Origin of the sequence: Rhodopirellula sp. MGV, assembly GCF_002251265.1 — a bacterium.
Lineage (GTDB): Bacteria > Planctomycetota > Planctomycetia > Pirellulales > Pirellulaceae > Stieleria > Stieleria baltica_A.
In genome coordinates this window covers 15,696-34,154 of sequence record NZ_NPDI01000040.1, presented here as the reverse complement: position 1 = coordinate 34,154, position 18,459 = coordinate 15,696, and the positions used below count along the sequence as shown (strand labels likewise).

The 18,459-nt window shown below is 55.0% G+C and carries 12 protein-coding genes; 5 read left to right on the top strand and 7 right to left on the bottom strand.

The features are described from left to right. Positions 1-203 precede the first annotated feature (203 nt). The gene (glmM, locus tag CGZ80_RS14230; RefSeq protein WP_094415510.1) at positions 204-1,556 is read left to right on the top strand and encodes a phosphoglucosamine mutase; all 1,353 of its coding nucleotides are present in this window, start codon (positions 204-206) and stop codon (positions 1,554-1,556) included. A gap of 109 nt (positions 1,557-1,665) precedes the next feature. On the opposite strand, the gene CGZ80_RS14225 is transcribed toward glmM, so the two are convergent. From CGZ80_RS14225 to CGZ80_RS14205, 5 genes are all read right to left on the bottom strand, one after another. Further along, on the bottom strand, positions 1,666-3,264 hold the full coding sequence (locus CGZ80_RS14225; RefSeq protein ID WP_233148425.1) for a TolC family protein: 1,599 nt from the start codon (positions 3,262-3,264) through the stop codon (positions 1,666-1,668). Between the two features lie 154 nt (positions 3,265-3,418). Next, on the bottom strand, positions 3,419-6,595 hold the full coding sequence (locus tag CGZ80_RS14220) for an efflux RND transporter permease subunit (protein ID WP_094415508.1): 3,177 nt from the start codon (positions 6,593-6,595) through the stop codon (positions 3,419-3,421). A gap of 13 nt (positions 6,596-6,608) precedes the next feature. Beyond that, a complete protein-coding gene (locus CGZ80_RS14215) occupies positions 6,609-7,931 on the bottom strand; it encodes an efflux RND transporter periplasmic adaptor subunit (protein WP_094415506.1) in 1,323 nt (440 codons plus the stop codon). Between the two features lie 622 nt (positions 7,932-8,553). Further along, entirely contained in the window at positions 8,554-9,999 is a 1,446-nt protein-coding gene (locus CGZ80_RS14210) for a sigma-54-dependent transcriptional regulator (protein WP_094415504.1), read from the bottom strand. Positions 10,000-10,006: 7 nt separating this feature from the next. Next, entirely contained in the window at positions 10,007-12,547 is a 2,541-nt protein-coding gene (locus CGZ80_RS14205) for a CHASE3 domain-containing protein (RefSeq protein ID WP_158222692.1), read from the bottom strand. A gap of 21 nt (positions 12,548-12,568) precedes the next feature. Between CGZ80_RS14205 and CGZ80_RS27970 the strand changes: the two genes are divergently transcribed. Next, on the top strand, positions 12,569-12,730 hold the full coding sequence (locus CGZ80_RS27970; RefSeq protein WP_158222691.1) for a hypothetical protein: 162 nt from the start codon (positions 12,569-12,571) through the stop codon (positions 12,728-12,730). A 579-nt stretch (positions 12,731-13,309) separates the two neighbouring features. Further along, positions 13,310-13,822 (top strand): HEAT repeat domain-containing protein, encoded by a 513-nt coding sequence (locus tag CGZ80_RS14195; RefSeq protein ID WP_094415498.1) that lies wholly within the window; start codon positions 13,310-13,312, stop codon positions 13,820-13,822. A 241-nt stretch (positions 13,823-14,063) separates the two neighbouring features. Here the strand turns inward: CGZ80_RS14195 and CGZ80_RS14190 are convergent, their stop codons facing one another. Both CGZ80_RS14190 and CGZ80_RS14185 read right to left on the bottom strand, forming a co-directional pair. Continuing rightward, complete coding sequence (locus tag CGZ80_RS14190) at positions 14,064-15,140, bottom strand: anti-sigma factor family protein (RefSeq protein ID WP_094415496.1); 1,077 nt, start codon at positions 15,138-15,140, stop codon at positions 14,064-14,066. A gap of 215 nt (positions 15,141-15,355) precedes the next feature. Continuing rightward, positions 15,356-16,030 carry an RNA polymerase sigma factor gene (locus tag CGZ80_RS14185; protein WP_094415494.1) on the bottom strand — a complete coding sequence of 225 codons (675 nt, stop codon included), beginning with the start codon at positions 16,028-16,030 and terminating at the stop codon, positions 15,356-15,358. 363 nt (positions 16,031-16,393) lie between these two features. On the opposite strand from CGZ80_RS14185, the gene CGZ80_RS14180 reads away from it, so the two are divergent. After that, positions 16,394-18,094, top strand: a complete 1,701-nt coding sequence (locus CGZ80_RS14180; RefSeq protein ID WP_315851419.1) for a permease — start codon at positions 16,394-16,396, stop codon at positions 18,092-18,094. Next, complete coding sequence (locus CGZ80_RS14175) at positions 18,087-18,440, top strand: hypothetical protein (RefSeq protein ID WP_233148424.1); 354 nt, start codon at positions 18,087-18,089, stop codon at positions 18,438-18,440. The genes CGZ80_RS14180 and CGZ80_RS14175 overlap by 8 nt, the downstream gene beginning before the upstream one ends. Positions 18,441-18,459: the final 19 nt, after the last annotated feature.

The following is an 18,459-nucleotide window of genomic DNA, read 5'->3' as shown; positions in this document are numbered from 1 at the left end:
ACGATTGTGTTCGCAGGAGAAAGTAATGGTCTGGTTGCCAGGAACATCGGTACGCGATTCTATTGTGTGTCACGCGGATTTTGCAACGAGGGCAGCCAAACCGGCTAACTGTTCCAGCTCTTGCCGTCGACGCAGTTTCCGCCGGAATCCCTGCACCGCGCACGCCCCTTTTCCCCGCATCGGATGGATCGCCAGAGTCACCTATGAGCAAGTTAATCATCAGTGTCAGTGGACTTCGCGGAATCATCGGCGAAACCTTGACGCCGGTCGTCGCCGCACGATTTGTTGCCGCATTTGCCGCCCAACTGCCCGCCGGCAAAATCATCGTCGGCCGTGACGGACGCAGTAGCGGGCCGATGCTACGCGACACGATCGTCGCGGCCCTACGCGCCTGTGGGCGGGATGTGATCGATGCCGATGTGGCGGCGACTCCCACAATCGGTGTGTTGGTGAAAACGAGCGGTGCCGCAGGTGCGGTGCAGATTTCTGCGAGCCACAATCCGCCGCCATATAACGGGATCAAGTTGTTCGGTGGCGACGGTCGTGTCCTCGATGCTGTCACGGGGGCGAAGATTTGTGACGCTTACCATGAAGATGTTGCCGCGTGGTGTGATTTCGACAAGATCGGTTCGGCGGCGGTTCACGATGATCCGCACGCCGCTCACCTCGAGGCGGTATTGGCAACAGTTGACGTCGATGCGATTCGGGCGGCTAAGCATAAGGTGCTGCTCGACAGCAATCACGGAGCCGGTTCCTTACTCGGCCGGCGATTGTTGGCGTCGCTGGGGTGTGAAGTGGTAACATTCGGAGAAACGCCGGACGGCCAGTTTGAGCATGTGCCCGAACCGACAGAAGAAAACTTGGCGGGGATTTCCGATCTCGTCCGTCAATCAGGGTGCGCTGTCGGATTCTGCCAGGACCCTGATGCGGACCGTCTCGCCTTGATCGATGCGGACGGAAAGTACGTCGGCGAAGAATACACACTCGCGCTCTGCGTTCGCCGTGCGATGTCGTGTGAAGCAACTCGTGGTCCGATCGTCATCAACGGTGCAACGAGTTCGATGAGTGAGCGAATTGCGGCGGAAGCCGGTGCGGCATCCTTCCGTTCGGCCGTCGGCGAAGCCAACGTCGCGGACATGATGATCGCGAACAAGGCGACCTATGGTGGCGAAGGGAATGGCGGCCCGATCGACCCGCGCGTCGGCTATGTGCGAGACAGCTTTGTCGGGATGGCACAGATCTTGGATTTGATGACATCGACTAAGAAAACCTTGGCGGAACTGGCAGACGAGATTCCTAAGTTCGCGATCGTCAAAGACAAGGCGTCCGTCTCGGCCGACGGTCTACCTGAATTGTTTGGCAAGTTGAAACAACAGTATCCCGAAGCGAGTTGTGACGATGGCGATGGTTTGCGACTCGCTTGGCCTGACCGTTGGCTGTTGGTGCGGGGCAGCAATACCGAGCCGATCGTGCGTTTGATCGCAGAAGCGGAAACCGCAACGCTGGCACAAGAGTTGTGTGATTCGGCGCGGGCCTTGTTGGACGCGGACGCATAAGGCAGCGGACAGCAAACGAAAAAAGACGAGGCCTCTGCCGAGCGAACAGCGTCCGCACGGCAGGAGCCTCGTCCTGATGAAAAGTCGGTTGGTTCTAAGTGCCGCAGCCTTAGAACTGGCCCCCACCCAATGCTTGGTAGGCATTGACGACGGCGGCAAGTTGTTGCTGCTTGGTCTCGATCAAGACCAGGCGGGCTTCCATCAAGTCACGCTGTGCGAAGAGGACTTCCATGTATTCCGCGCGGGCGTTTTGGAAGAGCTTCGTGGCGTTGTCGACGGAAGATTCGAGAGACGCGAGCTGTTGCTTTTTGATCTCGATACTCTTGCCGTAGTTGTCGACCTTGGCCATCCAGTTGATCACTTCGGTGAAAGCGTTCAAGACGGTCCGTTGGTAGTCGTACACTTTCTGCAACTGGGTCGCGTTTGCAGAGAGGTAGTCCGCCCGGATCGCTTTCTTGTTGATCAACGGTGCCACCAAGTCGCCCGCCACGTTGTAAATCAACGATTCAGGGCTGTTGAAAATGTACTTGGTGTTGAAGGCCTGATAGCCGACGCCGGCGTTGAGTGCCAAGGTGGGATAAAAGCGAGCACGTGCTGACTTGACGTCCAATCCGGCTGCGGCAAGTTCGCGTTCCGCTTGACGGATGTCAGCGCGGTTGCGAAGCAGTTGGGACGGGATGCCAAGGCTCAGGCTGTGCATGCTCAAGTTGATGTAGTCATCGGCTTGGCGTGCGATCGGTTGTGGATAACGACCGAGCAAGAAGTTGACGCGGTTCTCGACTTCGATGATGTCCTGCTGGATGATCAGCTTTTCGCTTTGGTTCTTGCTGATGTCCGCCTGGAAACGTTGGACAGCCAGCTCGGTACCGCGACCGGCTTCTTTCTTAGCGAGCGCGAACTCTTTGCTCTGCTGTTGAATCTCGATCGTCTTGTCGATCGTTTGCAAGCGGTTGTCGAGAGCCAGCAGCTCGTAGTAGTTTTCGGCAACTTCCGCGACCAAGCGGGTCATGACAAAGGTTCGCCCTTCGCGAGTCGCGAGGTAGCGATAAGCGGCCGCGTTTTTCGCATTGCGCAGTCGTTTCCAAATGTCGATTTCCCATGTGACGTTTGCACCGAGCAAGAAATCGGGCAGCGGCTCGGGAAAGCCTCGTCCAGGAGCAGCGGTCAGCTGATCCTCGACGGCACCTTCGCGAGTAAAGCGGCTCGATTTTTCCAGACCAGCACCAAGGCCGGCGGTGACAAAGGGAAGGTATTCACCCTGGCGAGCTTGGACTTCCAAGCAAGCTTTACGGATTTCTTGAGCCAGGATTTTCAGTTCCTGGTTCCCCGTAAAGGCTTCGTTGATCAGGCTAGTCAGGTTTGGATCGTCAAAGAATTCCCACCACGAAATACGCGCCGAGTTCTCCCAGTTGATCACTTCGTCATCGAAATCGGTGACGCCGTCATCTTCAAACTCCAACAATTCCTCGTAAGGATTTGTTGCGGTAACGTTACCGGCGCTATCGCCGACGGCCACGTCGCCATTGCTGGGCAAGTCACTGGGGCTCGTTTCCGAATTCACTTGTGCGGGCTGCAAAGTGGTCGGCGAGTCATCGCTGAGTTCTTGCGTATCGGCAGCTTCGATAAAGCTGGCGAATGTGGTCGCGTCGCTTTCCTCGTCCGAGGCGGAAACCTGTTGAAGGGTCTCCGCACTCGGCGCGGGGTTCATGCTCGGCGAATTGGTAACGGCATTGAAGGATTCTGGTAGGACTGGTCCTGGTTGAGGACAGCAGACCTGCGGGATCCCACAAGCCGGAAGCACCAGCATAAAGCCGGTGGCTATCGCGGCCGCGCAGGCTCGTTGCTTAGAGCAGGCGCGGTCTTTATGCGTGTCCTTCTCTTTCGAAGAGCTCGCTGAGCGGTTCATCATGTTCATCCCTGATTAGTTGACGCCCGTCGGCCATCCTGCCGAACAGGTAGTAAAGTCCTGGTATCACCAGCACCCCAATTAAAGTACCGACCAGCATCCCACCGACCGCGGTGGTACCAATGGTACGGTTACCGATTGCTCCGGGACCGGTTGCCCGGACCAACGGAATCAGACCGACAATAAAGGCAAATGATGTCATTAGAATCGGTCGGAAACGCAACTTGCCACCCTCTAGACCGGCGTCCTTCAGGGACAACCCTTCTTGCCGCCGCTGGACGGCGAACTCGATGATCAAGATCGCGTTCTTACCCAAGAGGCCAACCAGCATGACGAGTCCGATTTGAGCGTAAACGTCATTGGAGAGCCCCATCGCGTTGAGGAAGGCAAAAGATCCGAACAATCCGATGGGCAGTGAAATGATCACTGCCAGCGGAAGCAGAAAGCTTTCGTACTGTCCGACCAACACGAGGTAAACGAACATGACCACAATCAAGAAGATGTAAGTCGCGGTGTTTCCTTTTTGTGCCTCGTCGTAGGAGAGACCTTGCCAACCGATATCAAAACCACGAGGCAGCGTCTCCGCGGCGACCTGTTGGATCGCTTCGATGGCTTGACCGGTGCTGAAACCAGCAGCCGGCGCGCCTTGGATGGCTGCGGTCGGATAAAGGTTGTATCGAGTGATCTCGTTCATGCCCTGTCGCTTGACCAGCTTCATGAAGGCCGAGTATGGGACCATCTCACCGGACTCGTTTTTCACGAACATGTTATCGAGGTCAGTCGGATACCGCCGAAATTCTGGAGCGGATTGGACGTATACCTTGTAAAACTGTCCGAATCGAACGAAGCCCTGTTCCCAGGTACTACCCACAACGATGGATAAATTATTCATCGCATCTCCAATCGACACCCCTTTCTGCATCGCAACATCGTTGTCGATGATAATTTCGTACTGAGGGTAATTGTTGTTGAAGAATGTGAATAACCCCTTCAGTTCCTTACGCTCCGACAGAGCGGACATGAACTTGGTGGTAACTTCGTCAAGCCTTTCGTAATCGCCAGAGTTTGTCTTATCCAACAAGTTCAGCGAGAAACCACCCGCGGCACCGAAGCCCGGAACCGCTGGCGGTTCATAGAATTCGAGCTTCACGTTGGCGATCTCTTGCCCTCGTTCTTCGAGCAACTCGATGATCTCTTTGGACGTCCGCTTGCGGTCAGCCCAGGGTTTCAAGTTGATGATACAAGTACCAGCATTCGAACCCCGACCTTCGGTCAATACTTCGTAACCGGCCAGCGAAGACACTGACGTTACTTCGTCGAGTTCCTCGCAGATCGCTTGCAACTCGTGTGACTTCGCGTTGGTGTATTCCAGTGTCGATCCTGGTGGCGTCTGGATAATCCCGTAAATAATCCCTTGGTCTTCCAGTGGAATGAAGCCTGAGGGCAGGACTTTGTTGACGACCAAAATTCCAAAGCTGAACACCCCGATCACGACAAGCGACAACAGACGCTGCGTGACCAAGCCGCTCAGTACCCAACCGTAACCACCAGTCAGCTTGACGATCCCGCGGTCAACGATACGCAAGAAGATCGCCAGCGGACTCATGCTGGGTTTCTTGTTCGGATCGTGTGGCTTCAGCAGCATCGCACACAGAACGGGAGTTAGAGTCAACGCGACCACGCCGGAGAGCACGATCGACATCGCCATCGTTAAACCGAATTGGCGATAGAACACGCCGACCGGTCCGGGGATAAAGGTCACGGGGATAAACACCGCGGTCATCACCATCGTGATCGCGATAATAGCGCCGCTGATCTCGTGCATGACCTCTTTGGTCGCCGCGTACGGCGAGAGGTGTTTGCCGTGCATCTTTTCGTGGACCGCTTCGACGACGACAATCGCGTCGTCGACCACGACCCCGATCGCGAGTACCAACGCGAACAGCGTGATCAGGTTGATCGACATGCCGAAAATCAGCATGAAGAAGAACGTCCCGATCAATGACACCGGCACCGCGAGCGTTGGGATCAACGTCGAACGGAAGTCACCGAGGAACAGGTAAACCACAAGTGCGACAAGCACGAACGCTTCGAACAGCGTGTGCAATACCTTTTCGATTGACGCATCCAGGAAGTTCGAAACGTCATAGCTGATTTCGAAGTCCATCCCCGGTGGGAATGACGCTTCTTTAATCTCCTCGAGTTTTTCCTTCACGTTCTCGATCACGACCGCCGCATTCGAACCCGGCGTTTGCTTCAAGACAATCGCCGCCGAAGGGTCGCCATCGATGTCGGAATACAAGTCATAGAACGACGACCCAAGCGATACTTTGGCGACGTCTTTGATCCGCAGAATCTCGCCCTCCGAGTTCGCTTTCAGAATGATGTTTTCATACTGCTCGGGCTTGTTGTATCGCCCGACCCATGTCAACACGTACTCAATGGTTTGCGAGGTTCGTCCGGTCGCCTGTCCGAGACGTCCGGGCGATCCGATCATGCTCTGTTCGGCGAGAGCTTCCATCACGTCTTCGGCGGACATGTTGTACGCTCGCAAGCGTTCCATGTTCATCTCGACGCGCATCGCGTACGCCCGGTTGCCTAGAATGTTGGCACGGCCGACCCCCTGGATCCGCTTGATCTCTGGCAGGATGTTGACGTTGGCGTAGTTGTACAAGAAGTTCTGGTCAACGTTCTTGTCCTTACTGAAGACGTTCACATACATCAACATGCTGGACATGTTCTGCATGACGATAATACCTTCGCGTTCCACGATGGGCGGAAGGTTGTTCTTCACCGCTTGGACACGGTTGTTGACGTTCAGAACGGCGACGTTGGGGTCAGTTCCGGGTTCGAAAATGACCTGAATCGTCGCTTCGCCCGCACTCGTCGCCGCGGACGTCATATATCTCATGTTTGGAACGCCGTTGATCGACTGTTCCAAAATCACCATCACCGATTCGACGAGTACTTTTGCACTCGCACCCGGAAACGAAATCGAAACGACAACGCTAGGTGGGGCGACGGTGGGAAACTGTGAAATCGGCAGCGTGTTGATCGCGAGGCCGCCCATAAACACGATGAGCAGCGAGATCACAATCGCCAACGCTGGGCGATGTAGAAACTTAGCAAACATCTAAAAACGCTCCCTACTCAGCCTTGTATTTAAGGTTGCTTAGGACGTCTTCGGGGCTTCGGAATTCGAACTCCACCTCTTCGCCATCATGAACCTGTTGGACGCCTTCGAGAATGATTTTGTCGTTCTCGCCGATGCCACCCTTGATCAAGAAGATGTCTTCCTTCTCATTCAGGATTTCGATTTCACGTTGGTGAACAATTCCGAAGTGACCAGGCTTTTTCTCGTGTGAAGCGACATGCTCGGCCCCGTGTGCTTTTCCAGCAGGTTCGGTTCCGTGGTGCTCTTCGTGTGCCTCGCCGTGTGCTTCCTCATGGGCAACAGCATGTTCAGTCGCATGCGTTTCTGCTTCGTGTGATTCGCCATGACCTTCGGCGGCGTGTTCGCCTTCGCCATGTTCGGCGTGCAGCGACTTGCCATCGGAGTCTTCGACGACATAAACGTACTTCTTCGCCAAGATCTCGTAGGTCGCACGTTGTGGGATCACCACGGCGTTCTTCTCGACCCGGCTGATCAAGATCGTTCCGGTTTGGCCGTGACGAAGCAGTCCGTTGGGGTTGGGGAAGTCAGCACGGAAGGCAATGTTTCCGGTTTCGTTATTGAAGTCAGCTTCGATTGCCCCGATCGATCCGGGGTAAGGGAACTTTTGTCCGTTCGCCAAAACCAACTCGACTTGCAATTCTTCTTGGTGTTGGCGGAGCTCTTCCATGTACTCCAGGTAGCGAGCTTCAGGAACGTTGAAGTACACCCACATCAGGCTGTTGTCAGACAAGGTCGTCAGGATCGCGCCTTCTTCAACCAAGCTGCCCTGTTGTTCGTGCAAGCGGTCAACGATTCCGTCGAAGGGTGCCTTCACATCGGTGAAGTTCAGCTCCGCACGGGCCAACGCGACTTTCGCTTGTGCCTTGGCAAGTTTCGCTTTGGCAAGTGCGACTTCCTGTTTCGAAACCACGTTTTGGTTGAACAGGTTTTCGGTGTTCTTCAGCTCGATCTCGGCGAGCTGTGCTTCGGCGACTTCGGAGTCTAGCCGAGCTTCGTACAATGTCGGGACGATGTCGAAAAGGTTGTCGCCTTTCTTGACCGACTGGCCTTCGCGAATTGTGATCTGCTCGAGATAACCGCCTTCAAGTGCTCGGACTTCGATGTGCCGGCAGGAGTGAATCTGGCAGACGTACTGCTGAGTGTTGACCACGTCTTTTACTTCGGGACGTGTGACAACAATCTTGTGCGTGTGTTCGTGCTGTCCCTCGGCGTGCTGCGCTTCCAGGCGTGTGCATGCGGGCAGGCAGAAGGCCGAGCTGATCAGCAATAGGATCGGAATGGGTGAAGCTTTCATCGTGTCGCTGCTTGCGGGATGGATCCAGAGTGGGAGTATGTATTCGTTTAGGTTGTGATTCGGTGGGATGATCGGAGAGTTTTTTGAAGACCGTTCAGGGCCGAGCACCTTCCCTTGGGATCCGCTGACGTTGCTGTCCTTGCACGTCGCTTAAGCTCGGCTTTGCACTCCGAAGAATCTCAGTGTTGAGGTCACAACGCAAATGTTGCGCCAAATACATTCGTACAGGCGAATTTCTGGGCCAGTCACCACGTGGATCTGGGCATGCGCCACGCGAGTCGGCCTCTACGGTCCCGTAAGCTTCCCTTTGCGGCATGCATCGAGTTGTCGGCACCATTAAATCGCAAGATCGGCAAAAACGCCGTGTTTTTCGCATTCCTCCAGAGTGAGTACCAAATTCGATTAAGTTCTACTCGGGGCGATTAACTTCTAGTCGGCCGTGCATCGATTGGCCGGGTGGCATCTGCAAAACATTGCATTTGATTCTGCAAGAACTGCAGAAGAAGCGGCGCGTTTAGGGGGAAGTGACACACCAGCAGGGCGGTCGCAGCAACGGCCGGTGTTTTAGCGCTTGAGCGGTAGCGATTGAATGCACGAGCCGCTTGGAAAAGACGGCGGAGGACTACTTTGATTGGATCGATGTTTGCCGCTCGACTGACATCTGCAGTGACTCGAGCCGCGACCGCAATGTCGTTCGCGTAATCCCTAAACGCTTTGCCGCTTGGGTCAGATTGCCGTCAAAGTATTCCAACGCTTCGGCGAAGATCTGTCGCTCCACCATGCTGACGAGTTCACGGTGAATGTCATTGCCGCCGGCCTTTAAACGGGCGCGTGTGAGCGCCGCAAAGTCGATGGCGTTTTCATTCGTTGCGGTCGAGGGCGTGGTCGGCAAGCCATGCGCTTTGCGCATCGATTCAGGAAGAAACGCGGGGACGATGACTGGCGCGGTCGCCTGCAACAGCGCGTGTTTAATCGCGCTTTGCAGTTCACGCACGTTGCCGGGCCAAGCATAGGTCATCATCAGGTCAACCGCTTCGGATGCGAATCCACCGAACTCTTTGCCAAGTGTTTTCGAAAAACGGCTGCCGAAGTAGTTGGCGAGTTCCAAGATGTCTTCGCCGCGGTCACGCAAAGGTGGCAGCCGGATGGTGTAGATGTTCAAGCGATAGAAAAGGTCGCTACGAAACCGCTTCTCTTCCATCGCGAGTTCGAGGTCAACGTTGGTTGCCGCGATCAACCGAGCGTTCGTATGAATCGTTTCGCTTCCGCCAACCCGTTCAAACGATTGGTCTTGAAGGACACGCAGGATCTTCGTTTGCATCAGCGGTGTCATGTCGCCGATTTCATCAAGGAACAGCGTGCCGTTGTTGCACAATTCGAACTTGCCAACACGTTTTCGGTCGGCGCCGGTGAACGCTCCCTTTTCATGACCGAACAATTCGCTTTCTAACAACTGTTCGGGGATCGCGGCACAGTTGATCGGCAGAAAACGTTCGTTCGATCGAGAGCTGTATTGGTAGATCGCCCGGGCAATCACTTCCTTTCCGGTTCCGCTTTCGCCAAGGATCAAAACGGTGACGTCTTGTGCGGTCACACGACCGATCGAGCGATAGACTTCTTGCATCTGTGGGCAAGAGCCGATCAGCAAGTCCGAGTCATCGTTGGCGACCGAGTGATCGATGTTGTCTGGGACCACCGCGGGGACACGAGCCATGCGACTGGTCTCGGTGGCATTCTCGATCAAAGGGATCAGTGTGTCTGGATCGAGAGGCTTGAGGACGTATTCGAACGCACCGCGTTGCATTGCTTCGATGGCGGTCCCGGCGGTTCCTTGACCGGTCATCAGGATGATGGGCACCTTGGGCTCGATCCGATGAATCTTTTCAAAAATTTCCATCCCGGTGATGTCCGGCATTCTGATATCGCACAGGACGACATCTGGTGTTTGTTCGACAAACGCGTCGATACCGGATTGGGCGTTGTCGGCGGTCACGACATCGTCGTCGGGGAACGTCATGCTGATCGCTTCGAGGATCAGCGGTTCATCGTCAATGACTAGCAGTCGCATGATTGGCCTATGATTTCTTTTGTTTGTGCAGGACTCGGTGAATTGTTTGTAGCAGGTTTTCGTCGCTGTAGGGCTTTGACAAAAACGCGTCGAAGTCGCTGAGGTGAACTCCGTCATTGCCTGGTCGCCGCAAACCGCTGCTGGCGACAATCAGGACCTCGGGCTGTAGCTGTCGCAGTTCGTTTTTGGTGGCGTTGCCATCCATTCCCGGCATCATCATGTCGACGATCACGAGGTCAAACGGTTCGGGCTGTTCTTTAAAGACCTCGATTGCCTTGCGACCGCCGGGCGCGGTCCAGACTTGATAACCGTTTGCACGAAGTGTTTCCGCGGCGGTTTCCAAGATCAAAGCCTCGTCATCAACGATCAACACTGCTTCGCCAGAGCCACCGGGAGTTTTCGGGGCACGAGTTACTCCGGTAGGTCCGGCATCGGACTCGACACACGGGAGGTAAATGGAGAACGTCGTTCCCACACCTGGATCACTTTGGACATAGATGTCACCGCCGTGCGACCGCACGATTCCGAGCGATGTGGAAAGGCCAAGCCCTGTGCCCTTACCCTGCTCTTTTGTCGTAAAAAACGGGTCGAAAATGTGATCGATGTGTTGTTTTTCGATGCCCGATCCGGTGTCGCTCACTTTGATCAGAACGTAGTGGCCTTCGCCCAAATCGTTGATCTTTTTGGCCCGCGCGCTGTCGACGAAATCGTTTTCGGCGGTGATTTCGATCTGCCCTCCGTCGGGCATCGAATCACGTGCGTTGATCACCAAGTTCATGATGATTTGCGAAAGCTCCGTCGCGTTCCCATTGACCGATAGCAACGCGTCATCGGTCGTTACGTTAAGTTCGATGGACTTCGGAAGCGTGTGTTGCAGAATCCCGTGCGCCTCTTCCAGTACATCGGCGATATTGATTTTGGCTCGCGGGCCGTCTTCGCCACCGGCAAACGCGAGCAGCTTTTTGATCATCTGGCCTCCGCGTTCGGCGCTCGTCAAAATCGTTTTGGCAAGACGTTGATGATCGCTGCCTTCACGCATTAACAGTTTCGCACCCATCAAGATCGGAGTCAGTAGATTGTTCAGATCATGGGCGATGCCACCGGCAAGTGTGCCGATGCTGATCAGGCGTTGAGAACGTCGTGACCGAGACTCCTCGCGTTTGCGTTCGGTCACATCAAAGTTTAAGCAAAGTTGCGCATACGGAATCCCTTGTTCGTTACGGATCAAGGTTCGGCGGTGTGCGATTGCGATCAAGCCGCCGTCTTCTCCTTGATGGTTGATCTCCGTTTGATAGACACCGGTGTCAGAAAGCGTTTCCTGCCCACGGCTCCAAAAGTCAGAGATCTCCTTGAAGAGCAAGTCGACCACATTGCGGTGCATTGCCTCTTCGGCCGAGTAGCCAAAGAGTTGTTCGGAACCACGGTTCCAAAACAGGATTCGCCCTTCCATGTCACAGACCAGAATCGCATCACGCACCTGATCCAATATGGCAGCCTGTTCGCGAATCTTGGCTTCGTTGGCTTTCGATTCGCTCAAGTCTCGAACCATCCAGGTGACAAACTCGTCGCCGGCAATCGTCTTGGTCATCGTGCCTTTGTAAGGGAACTCTAAACCGTCTGATCTCAAACCGATTGCTTCGGCAATCACAGCCATCGATTCGCCAGAGGCGAGGAACTGCTGGATCCTTGCTTCACCATCGGCACGTCTTGCCGAAGGAAAGAGCGCGAGCACATTCATGCCGAGGATCTTCTCCGGCGCGACACGGTAGATCGCCGCCGCAGTTGGGTTCATCAAGCGGATCTTTAAGTCGTGCCCGAAGGTGATGATGCCATCATGCGATGAGTTGATGATCGAGACCAACTCGGCTTGTTTGGCAAGCATCTTCGACTCGGCATCGTCACGGCGTTTTCGGTCCAAATGTGCGATCGCGCCGGCACCTACCAAGAGGCTGAGCGCTAAGAAATTTCCTGCAACAATCAAAAACTCGGACGCGACCGCGCGTTCTTCGGAGAGCGCTTCTTGTTGAGTCAGTTGACGGTTTTGTTCGGCGAGAATTTCGTCAACGATATGACGTATCTCGTCCAGCTTTTCTTTTCCACGTCCCGAAGACAAAAGTTCGAGGACATCATCGGGGATTCGTGGCCCGGGCGACGAGCGTCGTCGCTCGATCGTTTCGGCGAGGTAGGTTTTTCGGTCTTCGTTTAACCGTTCAACGCGGTCAAGGTGATCCGACTGAATCTTGTTTTGGTGGATCAGCTTCCGCAGTTCTTCGAAGTTCGTGTCGACTTTGCTGAGGCCTTTGAAATACGATTCAAGGTACGCGTCGTTGTCGGTGATCAGGAAACCGCGCTGTCCCGTTTCCATGTCTTTCATCGACGAGAGCAACTCACGCGTCATTTCACGGATGTTGTGCGACCTTGCGATTTCGCGTTCGCCTTCTCTGACAGCGATGGTGTTATGGAATGTAACGACACCGAAAATCGCAATGGCGACGAAAGCCATCGCAATCGCCGCCGGCAACCAATAGCTGTTGTTGTCGTCCTTCATCAGCATTCGCCTTTTCTGCTGATGGAAGTGTTGCTGCAAATCAAAGCAGTCTGCCAAGCGGCATCATGGCCATGGCAGCGATTGCGTGTGTTCATCAAGTCATCGAGTGGGGTGGGCGTCGGTGGGATGGTTGGTCAAAGCATCTCGGCGTGTTTGGCCGTCCGAAGACAACCCGGATACTAAAAGATGACACACAACGTTCGCCTGGTCGGAGTTCGGATCGACGGTGTCCCGAATCAGTTCGAGCAATCTCCGTCTTCCGCTGTGTAGAATCTGTACAAGCGAATCTCATACCAATTGGATTTTTGCCTATCGCAACCGGTTGGAAGGCATGGGGGCATCCCGCCAAGTGCGGGGTGAGACGCGATGGAGTTAGTTTAAGGCAGTTTGGGAAGGATGCGGGGAGTTGAATCCTGTGTGCCGGTTCGCGTTGAACTGAACGAAGTTACCGTGTTGACGCAAGTAATTTGTTCGTAACGAGCAATCCTTGTTCGCGCCCGATCGCTTGAACCAACTACTCCATTCCACCTGGAAGCGTGGACGGTCAAACGACTTTTCAATATTTCTGCCAGTGGTCAGCAAGAATAAAAAAGTATCGAAAAGACGGAGCAAAGCATTGTTGAAGCTGGCCTGAGCGTTGGCCGCAGGGGGCTCGTGGGCCGGTTTTCTTCTGATCGATCAGACGCATCGGTACGGCACTTGCCAAGTGAATTCGTCAGCCAAAACGATTCACCTTCAACAACAAAATAAAGGATTGGTCCCATGAATCATTCCAACACCTCTCTGCTATTGAAACAGTTGGAGTCCCAGGATGGCGTCCAACGGACGAGGGCTCGTGAGAAACTAGTCGCGATCTCCGGGCCAGACATCACTCGAGCTCTGATCGGCAAATTGATCAGCCCCAGGGCGCAAGTGCGTTGGGAAGCGGCTAAGTGCTTGTTATCAATCTCCGATCCTATCGCGGCGATTCCTTTGGTGCATGCGATGGACGACGAAGATGAAAACATCCGCTGGATCGCATCCGAAGGTGTCGCCCAACTTGGCGAATCAGGTCTGATGGCGTTGCTTAGCGGTTTGACCCGTCAGGCTCCTTCGTCGGTCTTCTGTCGAGCTGCTCACCACGCCTTGCGTGACCTCGAGAAAAGCGGCGTGCATCGCGAAGTTGTTCGCCACGTCATCCAAGCGATCGAAGGATTCGAACCGACGCTGTCGACACCAATCGCTGCGTACAAGGCCCTACGGTCACTGCAAACAGCTCAAGCACAACCTGCTTGATCACAACCCTCGGGGTGCAGGAACGCCATAATTGGTTTGCGATCGGATTTCCGGGCAATGGTGCCGACGCGAACCGTCTGGGTGTGAGAACTTGTGGTAAGGCATCCGCTTTGCCTCGCATCGTTTCAAAGTCAGTTGCCCCAAGCGATGCGTCTTAAGGATGGATTCTAGGATCAAGTTCAAGCAGGCGTTCCTGCACCCGTCGCCCCAACCCGTTCGAATCACGCATCGCCGAGATGCTTTAGCGTTGAACGGACATTTTGAAAGGTGGAATGAAGCTGGGGGCCAAACTTGCGTCGTCAATGTTCACCCCAGCTTCGGCCGCCCCGGCGTGATTTAAGAATGGATTGTCACGCATCGAGTCGATCGCTTCTAAGCAGACAAAGCGAACGGCACCGTTTTCGTAAAGCACGTTGATCCCGTTGCCACCGTGTGAGTACCCGGTGCTGGTGATGCCGAATTCGTCCTGCTGGGCGATCGGAGCATCGGCCATAATTGCGAATGTGGCGCGGCCTTCATAACGCGGCGACGAATAGCCTCGGTCGCCGATCACGCCAAGCGAATAGGCATAGTGTCCGCCAGCATATTGTTGGGTCCACTGAAGCTGGTTGACCGAGAGCTCATGCAGTTCCGTCGCGGTCGGCAAGCGATAGGAATCAGGTGCCAAGTCCGCTGGCGAATTCTTTCCCGCAGTCGTTTGATTTCCGCGTGCAAACGACGGTGTGTCCATTGAAGGGCACCACTGGGTGTTGCCTTCGGGGAGCAACCCGGCGTCGTTGAGGCGAATCGCATACACCCCCGCGAAAGCTTCGGGACCACTCGCGTTGACTTGTGGCAACCGTCGTTGGTGATCGCGAGTGACATACTGCATCAGCGCGGTACCAAGCAAACGAAGGTTATCTTGGCAGGCGGTTTTACGTGATTCGAAGCGGCCAGCAGCAATCGTCGGCAGGAGTAGCGCGAGCAGCGTTGCAACGGAAAGCAAGCCGCCGATCGAATCCATCACGCTCCAGCGATTTCCTGTCCGCATGGATTCACGTGACAGTTCGACGTCGCTGAGTGTCACCTTGTGCTGATGGTGCAGTGAATCGTCGCTTACCGGCGGGATTCCGTCGGGGATCGCAGCCATTGTGCGAGCGAGCAGATCATCACTGGGGGCTTCGATTGCTTCAAAGCCATCTTCGAGTGGTTTTAAGGCTCGTTCAAGTCTTGCGAGTTCCGCTTGTCCCTCTGGATTGTCCTTCAGCCAATCCGAGACACGTTGCATCTCGTCTGGTTCAAGCGCACCGAGAAGGTAACCGAGCAGGTCTTCGTGCATAGATTGAACGGTGGGAAACGAAGGGTGGGAGTGAACTTGGCAACTGGGATGTCATTTTCGACATCGGCAGGTGCGCCATGATCACTTTCACAAAGCGGAAAATGACGGATTGATTGGTGTTACGTGAACATCAAGAGGTTGGTTCGCGGCTTGGGCGAAAACCGTCAACCTGTCGTCCGTCACAGCCGACCGCCTAGGGCAGCCAACACTTTATTCTACGCGTCCGCGGCGGCTTCGTGTGAATCTTCCCACATCACACCGAGTCGTTGGACGGCGGCGTGTAAGCGACTTTTGACGGTTCCCACTGGGATTCCCAAGACATCTGCCGCCTCGCGGTACTTCAAGCCTTGGTAGTAGACCAGCTGGATGACTTGCTGCATCGGTTCGCCGAGTGTCTGGATGGAATCTTTCATCCAGTTGCCGTTTTCTTGGGTCGCGGCGGCGGCAAGTGGGTCTGGCGTTGCACCGACGAGCTTTTCGGCCCAACTGGCGTTCCGCTGTTCGTTGTCGTTCGGCGTCCGGTCGAGGCTGACCATGCGATGCCGTTTATTGCGGCGTTGCACGTCGATCGCCTGATTCGTCGCGATTGCGTACAGCCAGGGGCGAAACCGCCGCGAGCTATCAAACTGGTGTGATTTCAGGTGGACCTGCAGAAACGTGCCTTGGAAGGCATCTTCGGCCATTTCCACGCTACCGATGTAGCGGCGCAAATAGCTGTAGATTTCGCGCTGGTATCGCTGCATCAACTGGTTAAAAAAGCCGCGATTACCTGTCTCACGGTAGGCCGCCAACAACGCTTCGTCGGTCAGTTCGTTTTGATCCGCTGCCGCAGACGCAGCTTGATCGGCGTTCGAAACGGAATAATGAGGCAAAGCGGAGGGAGCGGACATTGAATTTGCCTAGTTGCGAATAGCCGTGAAATCGCCGTGGTTCGAAATCGCTGCGTTTCGATAAGAAGCCTTCGTTAAGGGAGCCGGGGGTTCCGTAATGTTCGGATAGTGGTTTTGATGACTTCCGTTGAGGACGGGGAGCCCGGTTGCCCATTGCTACGCATTATCTCGTCGATTGGCTCGAACGTCAAAACGCTTTTTCCAGATTTAGTCAGACTCTTTGGTGGGCAAGGCTGGCTGAATGGCGCAATCGTAGATACAACGCGATAGCAAAACGAATTTTGCCTTCGCGCGACCCGATTGATTCAGCGTGCAGGCCCTGACAAAAGAGGAATAGCCTTGGATTTGTCGAGCGAATCGAACGTGAAGCCGAATTCTTATTCGGCATCAAAGTCACCCGAGGGTCCCGATTGGACCGGTTATCAATGGCTCACACCGGGGGACGTGAATGCGTTCTTCGGCTTAATGCTCGACAATTTAACCGGGCTGTTTTTAGTCGTCATTCTTTTGGCCGGTTTCGGTTTCCCGACAGACTTTGCGATCTCTGCCCTCGTGCCAGGAACCGCCCTGGGCGTCTTGATCGGTGACTTGGCGTTTGTGTACTTCGCGTTTCGGCTCGCGAAAAAGAAGCGGTCCAGTGATGTGACTGCGATGCCGTTGGGGTTGGATACGCCCAGCGTGTTCGGTGTTTCGCTACTGATTTTAGGCCCCTCGTTTTTGCAGGGCGTCGAGACACTTGGGTTGGCACCCGAAGTTGCCGCCCGCCGAACCTGGCATATCGGAATCTGGTGCATCGTGATGAGCGGGGTATTGAAATTAGCGATGGCCCCGGCCACCAACTGGGTTCGACGTGTCGTCCCGCGAGCTGGCTTGTTGGGCTCGTTGGCGGCGATCGCGTTGGCCTTGATCAGCTTTTTCCCGCTGACCGAGATCTTCGCTCAGCCGCTGCCAGGGATGATCGCGCTTTCGATTGTTTTGACGACGTTGATCGCCGGCATCCCGCTTCCGAAAAACATTCCGGGAACCTTGGGGGCGTTGATTGCAGCGGGAATCGTTTTTTACTTGATGTGTGGCCTGGGGATTGAAGGCTATCACTTTCCGGCGATCAGCCAAATCGAATGGTTTCCAACTCGTTGGATGGATGCCACCACGGGCAGTTGGTTTTCGTCCTTTCCTGATGCGTTGCCGTATCTTCCGATCGCATTGCCGTTTGCGATAGCGACTGTTGTGGGCGGAATCGATTGCACCGAAAGCGCGGCGGCCGCGGGCGACGATTATCACACGCCCACCGTGGTCGGTGTTGAAGCGGTCGCAACGCTAATCGCTGGTTTGTGCGGCGGAGTGATTCAAACAACTCCGTACATTGGCCATCCGGCGTACAAAGCAATGGGAGGCCGTGCCGGATACACATTGGGCACAGCACTGGTGATTGGCAGCGCCGGGTTGCTCGGCTATTTCACGTTTCTTAACGATGTGATTCCCAAACCTGCGGTCTTGCCGATTTTGGTTTTCATCGGGCTTGAGATCACAGCACAAAGTTTTGCCGCGACGCCGAAGAAACACTACGCGGCGGTAGCGATCGCATGCTTGCCCGCACTTGCCGCCCTGGTTTTCAATTTCTGTGATCGGATCCTGACGGACTCGTCGCTCGCCAAGGCTGGGCTATCGGCGGCTGATCTGAGTCCACCGTTTCAGGAGGCCTATGGTGTGGTGATGATGCTGGCCAGCGGCTTTATCTTGACCAGCTTGCTTTGGGCCTGGGGGCTGGCGGCGGTGATCGACAGGAAACTGAAAATCGCGGGTGTCGTCTTTTTTGTCTGTACCGCGTTCACCTTGGTTGGCTTGATGCATTCGCCATTGCAAGGCAACCGATTGTTTGTTCCCATTGGCCCGGAAAGTTGGGGTGACCTCGTCTTGGGATCAGAGTTTCGAGGGCGAGTGTTTGAATTCGCAGCCGGTTATGCTGTGGTGGGATTGCTGTTTCTATTGTGGGACCAGCTGATCGACACGCGTGAGGCTTCCCACCAGCACGAATCGCTGACAGAAACACAGGGACATGGGTAAGCGGCAAGAACCGGTTGATGTACGACGAATGATGACGCTGATCGCTGCGGTCATCATGTTGACCGTCGCGCTTTTGTCGTACCTGTTTTACGACACCAGTTCGGGGACGTTTTTTAGTGCAGCGTTCGGAAGAGTCGGCTTGGTGCTGGCCGCATTATGGCTGGCGTGGCCGTCGCTGAAGAAACCGGCCAAGTGGTTGCCGGCGAGTGTGCCTGTAATCGGCGTCTGTGCAATAATCGTGATTGCCGCACAACCGAGATTGTTGATCCCGGCAATTCCGATGGTGGGTGCACTGATCACACTTTCGACCGTGATCAGTGCGTTCAGGAAGCAACCCAGAAGTTAAGGATTGCCAAATCGAGTGT

What these genes read in the sequence shown, in the direction of transcription:
- CGZ80_RS14225 (WP_233148425.1), bottom strand. Translation starts at nt 3,264, where the DNA reads ATGAACCCCGCGCCGAGTGCGGAGACCCTTCAACAGGTTTCCGCCTCG.
- CGZ80_RS14210 (WP_094415504.1), bottom strand. Translation starts at nt 9,999, where the DNA reads ATGCGACTGCTAGTCATTGACGATGAACCGCTGATCCTCGAAGCGATC.
- CGZ80_RS14215 (WP_094415506.1), bottom strand. Translation starts at nt 7,931, where the DNA reads ATGAAAGCTTCACCCATTCCGATCCTATTGCTGATCAGCTCGGCCTTC.
- CGZ80_RS14205 (WP_158222692.1), bottom strand. Translation starts at nt 12,547, where the DNA reads ATGAAGGACGACAACAACAGCTATTGGTTGCCGGCGGCGATTGCGATG.
- CGZ80_RS14190 (WP_094415496.1), bottom strand. Translation starts at nt 15,140, where the DNA reads ATGCACGAAGACCTGCTCGGTTACCTTCTCGGTGCGCTTGAACCAGAC.
- glmM (WP_094415510.1), top strand. Translation starts at nt 204, where the DNA reads ATGAGCAAGTTAATCATCAGTGTCAGTGGACTTCGCGGAATCATCGGC.
- CGZ80_RS14220 (WP_094415508.1), bottom strand. Translation starts at nt 6,595, where the DNA reads ATGTTTGCTAAGTTTCTACATCGCCCAGCGTTGGCGATTGTGATCTCG.
- CGZ80_RS27970 (WP_158222691.1), top strand. Translation starts at nt 12,569, where the DNA reads ATGGAAGTGTTGCTGCAAATCAAAGCAGTCTGCCAAGCGGCATCATGG.
- CGZ80_RS14175 (WP_233148424.1), top strand. Translation starts at nt 18,087, where the DNA reads ATGGGTAAGCGGCAAGAACCGGTTGATGTACGACGAATGATGACGCTG.
- CGZ80_RS14195 (WP_094415498.1), top strand. Translation starts at nt 13,310, where the DNA reads ATGAATCATTCCAACACCTCTCTGCTATTGAAACAGTTGGAGTCCCAG.
- CGZ80_RS14185 (WP_094415494.1), bottom strand. Translation starts at nt 16,030, where the DNA reads ATGTCCGCTCCCTCCGCTTTGCCTCATTATTCCGTTTCGAACGCCGAT.